Origin of the sequence: Antarctobacter aquimaris, assembly GCF_900184945.1 — a bacterium.
GTDB classification, from domain to species: domain Bacteria; phylum Pseudomonadota; class Alphaproteobacteria; order Rhodobacterales; family Rhodobacteraceae; genus Maliponia; species Maliponia aquimaris.
In genome coordinates this window covers 114543-126520 of record NZ_FXYF01000001.1, presented here as the reverse complement: position 1 = coordinate 126520, position 11978 = coordinate 114543, and the positions used below count along the sequence as shown (strand labels likewise).

Sequence of the window (11978 nt, the reverse complement as noted above, 5' to 3'; positions counted from 1 at the left end):
GATACGACCCGCGCGCGCCCCGGGCAACCTGCTATTCTGCCGCAATCGCCAGGCCGTGCACCACGGCGGTAAACACCTCGGTGTCCACCGGCGCGGCCTGCGGCAGCGCGCGGGTCATCGCCTGACGGACCCCGCCCAGCAGGCTGGAGCCGCCGACATAGACCACCTGGTCGACGCTGGCCGGGGCAACGCCGGCGGCGGCAACGGTGTCCAGCGCACAGGTCGCGATCTCGGCGCCAAAGCCGTCCAGTGCCGAGTCCAGCAGGGCGCGGGACAGCGGCACGGACAGGCCCCGTTCGACCACGCGCAGCGCGATTTCGCCCGCCGCGTCGTCGTTGGCGGCGATCTTGGCGGCCTCGACCGCGTAGGCGATGTCGTGGCCCAGGTGCGATTCCAGCACCGAGGCCAGCCGTTCGAACAGGCGTGGCTGCGGCGCGAGGCGGATCCAGCGCTGCACCTCGCGCAGCAGGGCGGCGTCGTAGACGAAGGGGATCTTTTCCCAGCTGGCCAGGTCGTGGAACAGGGCGCGCGGCGCGGCGTGGGTCTTTGAGCCCAGTTCCGCGCCGATCTGCGCGCCGTAGCCCAGCAGCGGCATGGCATGGGCGAGGCTCAGCGCCTTGTCGAAGTCAGTCCCGCCCAGCCGGATGCCGCCGCTGGCCAACACCTGCGTGGTGCCATCCTGCCGCTCACAGAGGGTGAAATCCGAGGTGCCGCCGCCGATGTCGACGATCAGCATGCGGCCCGCGCCATCGACCGCCAACGCCGCGGCCTCCGGCTCGGGCAGGAAATCGACGCTTTTGAACCCGGCGAGGCGGTAGGCCTCGGCCAGGTCCTCCAGCGCCTGGGCGTCGCGTTCGGCCGAGGCGGAATGAAAGCGCACCGGGCGGCCGGACAGCGCACTGTCGAATCGCAGGCCGGTGTGCGCCTCGGCGCGGGCCCGGATCTCGATCAGAAAGCGGGCGATGACCTCGATCAGGGTCAGCCGTTCGTTCAGCAGGCGGCGCGGTTCGCGGGCCAGCGGAGTGCCCAGGATGCTTTTCAACGCGCGCATGAAGCGGCCTTCGGCGCCCTCCATCATCGCCCGCGCCGCCGCGCTGCCATAGAGCGTTTGCCGCTCGGCGAAATCGACAAAGACGGCGGTGGGCAGGGTGGCCATGCCCGGCTCAAGCGGGATCGCGTAGGGGCGCCCGGCGGCCATGACCGCCGCGCCCGTGTTGGAGGTGCCGAAATCGACGCCAAGCCGTGCCATGATCGCGACTCCCTGTCCCGGAAAGCCGCGACGCCTAGCAGCCGCAGCGCAGCATTTCAATTCCCGGATCGCGCGCCTATGCTGCGGCGCAAACCACAGGGAGAGTACCGATGCACGCCCTCATCGTGATCGATGTCCAGACCGATTTCTGCCCCGGCGGCGCGCTGGCCGTGGCGGGCGGCGACGAGATCGTCCAGCCGATCAACGCGCTGATGGCCGAGGTGGACGCGGTGGTGCTGACGCAGGACTGGCACCCGGCGGGGCATTCGTCCTTTGCCTCGCAGCACGCGGGCAAGGCGCCGTTCGAGCTGATCGAGATGCCGTATGGCCCGCAGGTGCTGTGGCCGGATCATTGCGTGCAGGGCTCCCCGGGCGCGCAATTCCACCCCGACCTGGAGGTCGACCGGGCCGAGCTGATCATCCGCAAGGGCTTTCGCCCGCAAATCGACAGCTATTCCGCCTTCTTCGAGAATGACCATCAGACCCCGACCGGGCTGGAGGGCTACCTGCGCACGCGCGGGATCGACCGGCTGACGCTGGTGGGGCTGGCGACGGATTACTGCGTGAACTTCTCGGCGGTGGATGCGGCGAAGCTGGGCTTCAACGTGACCGTGCGGCAGGAGCTGTGCCGGGCGATCGACCTGAACGGCTCGCTGGCGGCGGCGCGGGACGGGATGGCTGCTGCGGGCGTCACGCTTGCCTGAGCGACACGCCTGCGGTTACACCTGACTGCCGAACGGACGGAGTACCCCCATGGTTGATATCGCCACCCGGGTCTGGAACCACAAGTGGAAGATCGACCCGATCGTCCGGTCCCTGATCGACACGGATTTCTACAAGTTGCTGATGTGCCAGTCGGTGTTCCGCAACAAGCCGGACACCGAGGTGCGGTTTTCGCTGATCAACCGGACCAAGTCGGTGCCACTGGCGCAGCTGATCGACGAGGGCGAGCTGCGCGAGCAGCTGGACCACATCCGTTCGCTGTCCTTGGCGCGGGGCGAAAGCACCTGGCTGCGCGGCAACACGTTTTACGGCAAGCGCCAGATGTTCCGCCCGGATTTCATGGAGTGGTTCGAGGCGCTGCGGCTGCCCGCCTACCACCTGGAGCGGGTGGGCGATCAGTACGAGCTGACCTTTGAGGGCAAGTGGCCCGAGGTGATGATGTGGGAAATCCCGGCGCTGGCGGTGCTGATGGAGCTGCGCGGCCGCGCGGTGCTGCATGACATGGGCCGGTTCGAGTTGCAGGTGCTGTATGCCCGCGCGATGACCAAGCTGTGGCAGAAGGTCGAACGGCTGCGCGGCGTGCCCGAGCTGCGCATCGCCGATTTCGGCACCCGGCGGCGGCATTCGTTCCTGTGGCAGGACTGGTGCGTGCAGGCCATGGTCGAGGGGCTGGGGCCGAATTTTGTCGGCACCTCGAACTGCCTGATCGCCAAGAACCGCGACCTGGAGGCCATCGGCACCAACGCGCACGAGCTGCCGATGGTCTATGCCGCGCTGGCCAGGGACGACGCGGCGCTGGCGCAGGCGCCCTACGACGTGCTGGCCGACTGGCACGAGGAGCACGACGGCAACCTGCGGATCATCCTGCCCGACACCTATGGCACCGAAGGCTTTCTCAAGCGTGCGCCGGATTGGCTGGCCGGCTGGACCGGCATCCGCATCGACAGCGGCGACCCGGCGACCGGCGCCGAGGTGGCGATCGACTGGTGGAAAAGCCGCGGCGAGGACCCACGGCAGAAGCTGATCATCTTCTCGGACGGGCTGGACGAGGAAAAGATCCTGGAACTGCATGCCCGGTTCAAGGGCCGCGCGCGGGTGTCGTTCGGCTGGGGCACGCTGCTGACGAACGATTTTCGCGGGCTGACGCAGGACGACCGGCTGGCGCCCTTTTCACTGGTCTGCAAGGCGGTCAGCGCCAACGGCAAGCCCACGGTCAAGCTGTCGGACAACCCCAACAAGGCGATGGGACCGGCCGAGGAAATCGCCCGCTACAAGCGGGTGTTCCGGGTCGGCGACCAGGAGGCGCAGGACATCCTGGTCTGATGTGTGACCGTCGGGACGGGAACGGCGCTCGTGCCCTGCGGGCACATCGCCCCGCCCACCGTCCCCGGCCGCAAGACCCCCGCCTGCAAGACCCCTGCCGGAGCGCGCTGTCCTGCGACTGTTTGAGGGTTTTCTAAGGCTTGTCGCGGCGCTATGCACGGGTGTCTTTTGGAGAACGACATGACAGCGATCAAGCCGCAGCCCGGGATCATGGACATCGCCCTGTACGTGGGCGGCAAGAGCCACGTGGAGGGTGTGACCCAGGTGGTCAAGCTGAGCTCGAACGAGAACCCGTTCGGGCCGTCGCCCGCCGCGCAGGAGGCGGTCAAGCGCGCGGTCCACGAGATGCATCGCTATCCCCCGACCGACCACGCCAACCTGCGCGCCGCCATCGCCGAGGTGCACAAGCTGGACGCCGAGCGGATCATCTGCGGCGTCGGGTCGGACGAGATCATCGCCTTTCTCTGCCAGGCCTATGCCGGGCCGGGCACCGAGGTGCTGCACACCGAGCACGGTTTCGGCATGTACCGGATCAGCGCGCTGGCCGCCGGGGCGACCCCGGTCGAGGTGCGCGAGCGCGAGCGGGTGACCGACGTGGACGCGATCCTGGCCGGCTGCACCGAGCGCACGCGGCTGGTGTTCATCGCCAACCCCAACAACCCCACCGGCACGATGATCGGCCTGGCCGAGATCGAGCGGCTGGCCGAGGGCATCCCGCCGGAGTGCCTGCTGGTGCTGGACGGCGCCTATGCCGAGTACGTCGAAGGCTATGACGGCGGCGCCAAGCTGGTCGAGCACCGCGACAACGTGGTGATGACGCGCACCTTTTCCAAGCTCTACGGGCTGGGCGGGCTGCGCGTCGGCTGGGGCTATGCGCCCGCCGAGGTGATCGAGGTGCTGAACCGGGTGCGGGGGCCCTTCAACCTGTCCAACATCGCGCTGGCGGCGGCCGAGGCGGCGGTGCGTGACAGCGCCTACATCGAGAAGTGCCGGTCCGAGAACGCGCGGATGCGGGCCTGGCTGTCGGATGCGCTGGCCGAACACGGCGTGCCGTGCGACACCTCGACCGCGAATTTCGTGCTGGCGCGCTTTGCCGACCAGGCCGAGGCCGAGGCCTGTGATCTCTACCTGCAGAAGCAGGGGCTGATCGTGCGCCGGGTCGCGGGCTACAAGCTGCCCAACTGCCTGCGGATCACGGTCGGCGATGAGCCGTCGTGCCGCCAGGTGGCGCACAACATCGGGCTGTTCAAGGCGGGGGCGCGATGAGCGTGATCTACGAGCGGGTCGCGCTGATCGGGCTGGGGCTGATCGCGTCGTCGATGTTCTGGGCGATGAAGCGCGGCGGGCTGGCCGGTCATGTGACCGGCTACGCGCGGTCCGAGGCGACGCGCGACACCGCGCGGCGGATCGGGCTGTGCGACCGCGTCGTCGACAGCGCCGAAGCGGCTGTGAAGGACGCCGACCTGGTGGTGCTGGCGGTGCCGGTGGGGGTCATGGGCGCGCTGGCCGAGGCGATCGCGCCGCATCTGAAGCCGGGGGCGACGGTGATCGACGTCGGCTCGGTCAAGCAGACGGTGATCGACGAGGTCGGCCCGCACATCCCCGAGGGCGTGCATTTCGTGCCCTGCCACCCGATGGCAGGGACCGAGCATTCCGGCCCCGAGTCGGGCTTTGAGTCGCTGTTCGACAACCGCTGGTGCCTGGTGGTGCCGTCGGAGGGCAGCGACGAGGACGCGGTGTTGCGGGTGCGGGCCTACTGGCGCGCGCTGGGGTCGAACACCGAGGTGATGGAGCCGGGCCATCACGACCTGGTCTGCGCCGTGGTCAGCCACGTGCCGCACCTGATCGCCTATACCATGGTCGGCGTCGCCGACGACCTGCGGCGGGTCTCCGACCAGGAGGTGATCAAGTTCTCGGCCGCCGGTTTCCGCGATTTCACCCGCATCGCGGCCAGCGATCCGACCATGTGGCGCGACGTCTTTTTGACCAACAAGGAGGCGACGCTGGAGATCCTCGGGCGCTTTACCGAAGAGCTGTTTGCCCTGCAACGGGCCATCCGGACCGGCGACGGTGAGCAGCTTCATGCCTATTTCACCCATACCCGGGCCATCCGGCGTGGCATTCTGGAGGCAGGTCAGGATACCAATGAACCAGACTTTGGCCGCGTGAAGGTGAAACGGTGAAACGACTGACCCTTGCCCTGTGCTGTCTTGCCATGCTCGGTGCCTGTGGTGCCCGTGAGCGGGTGAGCGGGGCCCTGGGCAACGCCTTTGCCAGCAGCGCGGGGGGCAGCGGCGGGTTGTGCGGCGATCCCGCGCTGGTCGGGTCGCCGGTGGGCAAGGTGCCGGGCGAGTTGCCGGGCTGCGGCCTCGACGATGCGGTGCGCTTGCAGTCCGTCGCCGGGGTGCAGCTGACACAGGGTGCGGTGATCGACTGCACCACCGCCAAGGCGCTGAAGACCTGGGTGACCAAGTCGGCCAAGCCGGCGGTGGGCCGCCAGGGCGGCGGCCTGGAAGGGCTGCGCGTGGCGGCGCATTATTCCTGCCGCACCCGCAACAACCAGCCCGGCGCGCCGATATCCGAGCACGGCCGCGGCAAGGCGATCGACATCTCGGCGTTCCTGCTGGCCGACGGATCGGAGATCACCGTGCTGGACGGCTGGGGCAAGGGCCGCGAGGGCAAGGCGCTGGGCAAGATGCGCAAGGCCGCCTGCGCCATGTTCGGCACCGTGCTGGGCCCGGGATCGGACGGGTTCCACAAGGACCATTTCCACCTCGACACCCGCTGGCATCGCGGCGCGACCTACTGCCGTTGATCGTGGCGAGCTGACGGGAGAGGGGGCGCTGCCCCCGCCGCGCGTGCCGCGCGACTCCCCCGGGATATTTCCAGCCAGAAGAAACCGGGGCGGGGCCTCGGGCGAGGTGCTGCCCCGGGTTTTGTCTCAGGCCTCTGGTTCGGGATCCTTGGCGGCCTTGGGGTCCTTGGGGGTCTTGGTGGCGCTTTCGGCGGGTGTGGCGGGCAGCGCCGGCTTGCCGCCCATCAGCCCCTCGATGCTGCCGTCCATCGACAGGCCCAGTTCCTCGCCCAGCTTGCGCAGGGCGGGCATCTGCACCGCCATGCCCAGGATCGAATCCAGCGCCTGGTTGACCGGGGGTTTGTCGCCCGCGCCGCCCATGCCGCCCGATCCGCCCGCGCCGTTCAGGCCCGAGACGTGGTGGATGCGGATCGAGTCGATCTTTTCGGCCGGTTTCACCGCCTCGGCCAGCACCTTGGGCAGCGCCTCGAGGCGGGCGAGGTCGACCTTCATGGCGATCAACTCGGCCGAGAGGACGTTTTCGGCGTCGGCGATGGCGCGCTTGCCCTCGGCCTCGGCCAGCAGGTCCAACTTCTTGGCCTCGGCGCGGATGGTGATGGCGTCGGCGTCGGCCTGCGCCTCTTCGCGGCGGGCAGCGGCGCGGTCGACGGCGGCGTCGCGGTCGGCGGCGGCGGCGAGGCGGATCTTGGTCGCCTCGCGCTCGGCCTCGCGGGAGGCCTCGATCAGGGCGATCTGCTTGGTCCGCTCGGCCTCGGCGACCTCCTTGGCGGTGATCACCGCCTCCATCGCCTTGGTCGCCTCGGCGCGGGCGAGGTCGGCACTGGCGCGGGCGCGGCTTTCTTCCTCGGACTTCTGGGCGATGATGATCTGGCGTTCCTGCTCGGCCACTTCGAGCTGACGCTCCTTGGCGATCTCGGCTTCGCGGATCTTGCGCTCGCGTTCGATCTCGGCGGCGCGCACCGATTCCTCGCGGGCGATGCGCGACCGCTCGGTCTCGCGCTTGCTATCCTCGGTGCGGGCGGCGATCTCGGCCTCCTGCGCCATGCGCATGGTCTGGATGCGCTGCACCTGCTCGATGCGGGCCTGTTCCTCGTCCTGCTCGATGGCGATCTTCTGGCGCGAGGCTTCCATTTCGGCGCGGCGCACGGCGACCTCGGCTTCGGCCTCGATGTTGGCGCGTTCCTTGCGCGACTTGGTGATCACCTCGGCGAGGCGGCGCATGCCGACGGCGTTGAAGGCGTTGTTTTCGTCCAGCGCCTCGAACGGGGTCTGGTCGAGCGCGGTCAGCGACACCGATTCCAGCGACAGGCCGTTCTTGGTCAGGTCCTCGGAGACGGTGTTCTGCACCTCCTGGACGAACTCGGCGCGGTTCTCGTGCAGCTGGTCCATGGTCATCTGCGCGGCGACGGAGCGCAGGCTGTCGATCAGCTTGCCCTCGATCATCTCGCGCAGCTGGTCGATGTAGAAGGTGCGGTTGCCCAGGGTCTGGGCGGCGCGGGCGATGCCCTCTTCGGTGGGCATCACCGAGACGTAGAACTCGACGCCGACGTCGACGCGCATCCGGTCCTGGGTGATCAGCGCGGCCTCGCCGTTGCGCTGCACCTCCAGGCGCAGGGTCTTCATGTTGACCGGGCTGACCTCGTGGAACAGCGGGATGACGATGACGCCGCCGTCCATGATGACGCGTTTGCCGCCGGCGCCGGTCTTGACGAGGCTGACCTCGCGCGTGGCGCGGCGGTAGAGCCGCGCGAGGACAAGCATGATCAGCACGAGGAAGGCCAGGACGGCCCCGACGATAATCAGGTATGGCATCAATTGGTCCATTTCGATCCCCTTGAGAATGGAATGTCAGGTCAGTGCAACGAGCAGGTAGCCGCGTTCGTGCCGGTGGCGCAGCACCATCACCTCGGTGCCCTGCGGAATCAGGACATCGTCGCGCAGCGGTTCGGCCCGCAGGTAGTGGAAATTGCCAAAGCGGTCGGTGACGCGCACCTCGGCCGGGCGGCCGCGCGCGGCGGTGCCCTGGGTGACGATGCCGGTGCGGCGGCCCAGGTGGCGTTCGGACAGCGCCTCGGTCTCCATCTTCGGCAGCAGCCGGGCAAACAGCGCGCCGAACTGCCGGGCAAAGCCGACGGAGAGCGCGGCGCAGGGCAGGGCGGCCAGCCAGGCGGGCAGCAGAATGCCGAACAGGCCGTTGACGAGGTTTTGCAGGATCAGCCCGGACAGGCCGAAGGACAGGCACACGGCGGCCAGCCAGATCAGCGCCGGCATCCGGCCAAAGCCGAGCCAGGCGGCCAGTGTCCCCAGCCCGCCGGGGGCGCCGTCGGGGGGGACGGGATCGGCGCCCGGGGCATCGGCATCGAGGTCGGCCAGTTCGAGATCCGTCAGGTCGATGTCGCTGCCGTCGAGACCCAGGTCCATGTCGCCAAGGTCAGGCAGGTCGACATCCGGCGCATCGAGGTCCGGCCCGTCCGCGCCGGCGCCCAGAAGCGTGCCGCCCAACAGGCCGAACACCACTTCGAGCCCGAGCAGGCCGAACAGCAGGGCCAGGGCAAGGGTGAAGGGGAACATGCCGTCGGTGAGGAGCAGGTCGAACATCAGGTTTCCGAAATCGGTGTATGCGAAGGTATACTGAACATGTGGAGGCGTCACGACGGCGTTACAAGCGGTCGGTCCGCCGCCTGAGCCGCAGTGTAACAGCCACGGGACAGGCTGTGCCATGCTCATTGAATAAGAAAGTGGGGATTACCCTGCCTTTTGACCCGGGGGTGTCGTGGGGCGATACGCGAACCGCCACCGCGCGGGGCGCACGATTCGTAGGGTTGCGGGCGGAAACGGGGCGAAATGTGGCGGCGAAATCGGCGGTTTCGGAAACAGCGCCCATTCCGTCAGCGGACTGTCGCGCCGAGCCGAAGCAATTCTGCGGGAAACGGGGCAAAGGGTTGCGCGCCGCCCTGCTTTTGCCCATTTTCAGTTTTGTCGGTGGGGGCCGAGAAACCGGAGCAAACGAACGTGTTCATGACGTTTTCTGCCCTTTGTCTGCTGGCCCTCTGGGCCGCGTCGTTGCAGGTCCGCCGTGGGCAGGCGCCCGCGCTGCAACCCGCCCTGGCAGCGGTGAAACGGCCCCCGACCGGCACGAGGCGCTAGGCCTCCCGCGAATTTCTCTCTCTCTCTCCGTGGAAACCCCCGTCCGGCAGCCGCCCGGCGGGGGATTTCCGTTCCCGGCCCTGCTACATCCCCTGCGCGTCGCCCATCAGCGCCCTGAGCACCGCGCGCGCCGCGTCCGAGGACCAGTCGGCATCGCCGGTCAGGCGGGCCACCTCCTGCCCCTCTGGGTTCAGGATCACCGTCACGGGCAGGCCCAGCACGCCCATCTGCCGCGCCAGCAGCGATTTCGGATCGCGGTGCAGCGGCAGGTTGTCGACGCCGATCTCGTCGAAGAAGGCCTTCATCTTGGGCGGCGGATTGCGCGAGGTGGCCACGGTGACCACCTCGAAGGTTTCGCTGCCGAGGTCGCGCTGGAGTTGGGCGAGCTGCGGCATCTCCTTGCGGCAGGGCGCGCACCAGGTGGCCCAGAAGTTCAGGACCACCCATTTGCCCTGCCAGTCGGACAGGTTCAGCGGCGCCTCGTCGAAGGTCATGAAATCCACGTCCCCCGCCGGCTGCGGCGTGTCGTGGAACACCAGCTTGCGCATGTCGCCATCGGCGGCGGCGCGGGCGGCATCGACATCGGCCAGCAGCGGATTTGCAAGCGACAGGGCAGCGGTATAGAGAACCGCGAGCGTGAGACGTTTCATTTGACCTCCGAAGGACAGCCTATGTCGGACACGACCTCGAACCGGATGTGGGGCGGCCGCTTTGCCGCCGGGCCCGATGCCATCATGGAGGCAATTAACGCCTCGATCGGCTTTGACAAGCGGATGGCGGCGCAGGATATCGCCGGGTCGAGGGCCCATGCCGCCATGCTGGCGGCCACGGGTATCCTGAGTGATAGCGATGCCGAGGCGATCCGGGAAGGTTTGCTCACGGTCTTGTCAGAGATCGAGGGCGGCACGTTCCAGTTTTCCACCGCGCTGGAAGACATCCACATGAACGTGGAGGCGCGGCTGAAGGAGGTGATCGGCGCTCCGGCCGGGCGGCTGCACACCGGGCGGTCGCGCAATGACCAGGTGGCGACCGATTTCCGCCTCTGGGTGCGCGATCAGCTGGACGCGGCCGAAGGCGGCCTTCAGGCGCTGATGCAGGCGCTGCTGGCGCAGGCCGAGGTGGGGGCGGACTGGGTCATGCCCGGCTTTACCCATTTGCAGACCGCGCAGCCGGTCACCTGGGGCCATCACATGATGGCCTATGTCGAGATGTTCGGGCGCGACCTGAGCCGCGTCCGCGACGCCCGCGTGCGGATGAACGAATCGCCGCTGGGCGCCGCCGCGCTGGCGGGCACCGGCTTTCCCATCGACCGGCACATGACGGCTCAGGCGCTGGGCTTTGACCGGCCGATGGCGAACAGCCTCGACGCCGTGTCGGCGCGCGATTTCGCGCTGGAGTTCCTCTCGGTCGCCTCGATCAGCGCAATGCACCTGTCGCGCTTTGCCGAAGAGCTGGTGATCTGGTCCTCGGCCCAGTTCCGCTTTGTCACCCTGTCGGACCGGTTCAGCACCGGGTCCAGCATCATGCCGCAAAAGAAGAACCCCGATGCGGCGGAACTGATCCGCGCCAAGATCGGCCGCATCTTTGGCGCGAACGTGGCGCTGATGATGGTGATGAAGGGGCTGCCGCTGGCCTATTCCAAGGACATGCAGGAGGACAAGGAGCAGGTCTTTGACGCCGCCGACAACTGGATGCTGGCGCTGGCGGCGATGGAGGGCATGGTTCGCGACATGACCGCGAATGTCGCCGTGCTGGAAAAGGCGGCGGCGCACGGGTTTTCCACCGCGACGGACCTGGCCGACTGGCTGGTGCGCGAAACCGGCCTGCCGTTCCGCGACGCGCACCATGTCACGGGCAGCCTGGTGGCGCTGGCCGAAAAGAAGGGCTGCGACCTGCCGGACCTGACCCTGGACGAAATGCAGGCCGTGCATGGCCGAATCGACGCGTCGGTCTATGATGTCCTGGGCGTGCACAACTCGGTACGCTCGCGCACCAGCTATGGCGGCACCGCGCCCGCCCGGGTGCGCGAACAGGTCGCGGCATGGAAGGAACGACTGGCATGAGAGCACTGTCCATCCTCGCCCTGCTGGCCCTGGCCGCCTGCGGCGCCGACGGCGAGCCGGAAAAGCCGGCCGCCAAGAGCGGCCCCGGCGTCACCGTCAGCGTGACCGGCAAGGCCGAGATCGGGATCGCCCGCTGATGCTGCGCGCGCTCTGGCTGGCCCTGGCGGCCTGGGGCGCGGTGCATCCGATGTATTATTTCGTGAGTTACCTGGCGGCGAACGGCTGGGATTTCGGCGCGATGATCGACGCCTGGTACGTCAACGACAGCACGCGCGGGCTGACCTGGGACCTGACCATCGCCGCCGTGACGCTGACGCTGTGGATCCTGGCCGAGGTGGCGGTGCGGCGCAACTGGGTCGCCCTGCTGGCGATCCCGGCCACCTTCTGCATCGGGGTCAGCTGCGGCCTGCCGCTGTACCTTTGGTTCCGTTCGCGCCGGGTCTGAGGGGGCCACTTTGGCGCGGGCTGCAAGCCCGGGCCGCGCCCGACCCTCCCCCCGGGAGGGCGCATCGAAACCTCGTCGCGGGCACAGGGTGTCAGTCGCTTTTCGAGGCCAAAGCAGACCGCGGGAGTAGGCAAGCGCCCACCCAGGGTCGGGCGCGACCCTCAGTGCGAAACGTTCGCCGTCGCGATCAGGCCGGGCAGAGGGGTAGCGGCC

The 11978-nt window shown here is 68.5% G+C and carries 12 protein-coding genes; 8 read left to right on the top strand and 4 right to left on the bottom strand.

The genetic code is table 11. The features are described from left to right. Positions 1–31: 31 nt before the first annotated feature. Complete coding sequence (locus tag MAA8898_RS00540) at positions 32–1249, bottom strand: Hsp70 family protein (RefSeq protein ID WP_094019015.1); 1218 nt, start codon at positions 1247–1249, stop codon at positions 32–34. 110 nt (positions 1250–1359) lie between these two features. On the opposite strand from MAA8898_RS00540, the gene pncA reads away from it, so the two are divergent. The 5 genes from pncA to MAA8898_RS00515 all read left to right on the top strand — a co-directional run bounded on the left by pncA (position 1360) and on the right by MAA8898_RS00515 (position 6110). After that, complete coding sequence (gene pncA, locus MAA8898_RS00535) at positions 1360–1953, top strand: bifunctional nicotinamidase/pyrazinamidase (protein WP_094019014.1); 594 nt, start codon at positions 1360–1362, stop codon at positions 1951–1953. A 49-nt stretch (positions 1954–2002) separates the two neighbouring features. Beyond that, on the top strand, positions 2003–3295 hold the full coding sequence (gene pncB / locus MAA8898_RS00530) for a nicotinate phosphoribosyltransferase (RefSeq protein WP_094019013.1): 1293 nt from the start codon (positions 2003–2005) through the stop codon (positions 3293–3295). 180 nt (positions 3296–3475) lie between these two features. After that, positions 3476–4561 carry a histidinol-phosphate transaminase gene (gene hisC, locus MAA8898_RS00525; protein WP_094019442.1) on the top strand — a complete coding sequence of 362 codons (1086 nt, stop codon included), beginning with the start codon at positions 3476–3478 and terminating at the stop codon, positions 4559–4561. Next, complete coding sequence (locus tag MAA8898_RS00520; protein ID WP_094019012.1) at positions 4558–5478, top strand: prephenate/arogenate dehydrogenase family protein; 921 nt, start codon at positions 4558–4560, stop codon at positions 5476–5478. Before hisC ends, MAA8898_RS00520 begins: the two co-directional genes overlap by 4 nt. Next, positions 5475–6110 carry an extensin-like domain-containing protein gene (locus MAA8898_RS00515; protein WP_245853202.1) on the top strand — a complete coding sequence of 212 codons (636 nt, stop codon included), beginning with the start codon at positions 5475–5477 and terminating at the stop codon, positions 6108–6110. The genes MAA8898_RS00520 and MAA8898_RS00515 overlap by 4 nt, the downstream gene beginning before the upstream one ends. A 126-nt stretch (positions 6111–6236) precedes the next feature. On the opposite strand, the gene MAA8898_RS00510 is transcribed toward MAA8898_RS00515, so the two are convergent. The 3 genes from MAA8898_RS00510 to MAA8898_RS00500 all read right to left on the bottom strand — a co-directional run bounded on the left by MAA8898_RS00510 (position 6237) and on the right by MAA8898_RS00500 (position 9907). Continuing rightward, positions 6237–7922, bottom strand: coding sequence for a flotillin family protein (locus MAA8898_RS00510; RefSeq protein WP_094019441.1), 1686 nt, complete (start codon positions 7920–7922; stop codon positions 6237–6239). A gap of 36 nt (positions 7923–7958) precedes the next feature. After that, entirely contained in the window at positions 7959–8708 is a 750-nt protein-coding gene (locus MAA8898_RS00505) for an OB-fold-containig protein (protein WP_094019440.1), read from the bottom strand. A gap of 632 nt (positions 8709–9340) precedes the next feature. Continuing rightward, positions 9341–9907, bottom strand: a complete 567-nt coding sequence (locus MAA8898_RS00500; RefSeq protein WP_094019010.1) for a TlpA family protein disulfide reductase — start codon at positions 9905–9907, stop codon at positions 9341–9343. A gap of 21 nt (positions 9908–9928) precedes the next feature. Here MAA8898_RS00500 and argH point away from each other — a divergent pair, with 21 nt between their 5' ends. From argH to MAA8898_RS00490, 3 genes are read left to right on the top strand one after another with little or no spacing between them, the layout of a single operon-like run. Beyond that, positions 9929–11320 (top strand): argininosuccinate lyase, encoded by a 1392-nt coding sequence (argH, locus tag MAA8898_RS00495; RefSeq protein WP_094019009.1) that lies wholly within the window; start codon positions 9929–9931, stop codon positions 11318–11320. Continuing rightward, a complete protein-coding gene (locus MAA8898_RS25635; protein ID WP_141194756.1) occupies positions 11317–11457 on the top strand; it encodes an argininosuccinate lyase in 141 nt (46 codons plus the stop codon). The genes argH and MAA8898_RS25635 overlap by 4 nt, the downstream gene beginning before the upstream one ends. Further along, on the top strand, positions 11457–11765 hold the full coding sequence (locus tag MAA8898_RS00490) for a DUF2834 domain-containing protein (protein ID WP_094019008.1): 309 nt from the start codon (positions 11457–11459) through the stop codon (positions 11763–11765). The genes MAA8898_RS25635 and MAA8898_RS00490 overlap by 1 nt, the downstream gene beginning before the upstream one ends. Positions 11766–11978: the final 213 nt, after the last annotated feature.

Coding starts and splice junctions, on each gene's coding strand:
- pncB (WP_094019013.1), top strand. CDS start 2,003: ATGGTTGATATCGCCACCCGGGTCTGGAACCACAAGTGGAAGATCGAC.
- hisC (WP_094019442.1), top strand. CDS start 3,476: ATGACAGCGATCAAGCCGCAGCCCGGGATCATGGACATCGCCCTGTAC.
- MAA8898_RS00540 (WP_094019015.1), bottom strand. CDS start 1,249: ATGGCACGGCTTGGCGTCGATTTCGGCACCTCCAACACGGGCGCGGCG.
- MAA8898_RS25635 (WP_141194756.1), top strand. CDS start 11,317: ATGAGAGCACTGTCCATCCTCGCCCTGCTGGCCCTGGCCGCCTGCGGC.
- MAA8898_RS00510 (WP_094019441.1), bottom strand. CDS start 7,922: ATGCCATACCTGATTATCGTCGGGGCCGTCCTGGCCTTCCTCGTGCTG.
- MAA8898_RS00500 (WP_094019010.1), bottom strand. CDS start 9,907: ATGAAACGTCTCACGCTCGCGGTTCTCTATACCGCTGCCCTGTCGCTT.
- pncA (WP_094019014.1), top strand. CDS start 1,360: ATGCACGCCCTCATCGTGATCGATGTCCAGACCGATTTCTGCCCCGGC.
- MAA8898_RS00520 (WP_094019012.1), top strand. CDS start 4,558: ATGAGCGTGATCTACGAGCGGGTCGCGCTGATCGGGCTGGGGCTGATC.
- MAA8898_RS00505 (WP_094019440.1), bottom strand. CDS start 8,708: ATGTTCGACCTGCTCCTCACCGACGGCATGTTCCCCTTCACCCTTGCC.
- MAA8898_RS00490 (WP_094019008.1), top strand. CDS start 11,457: ATGCTGCGCGCGCTCTGGCTGGCCCTGGCGGCCTGGGGCGCGGTGCAT.
- argH (WP_094019009.1), top strand. CDS start 9,929: ATGTCGGACACGACCTCGAACCGGATGTGGGGCGGCCGCTTTGCCGCC.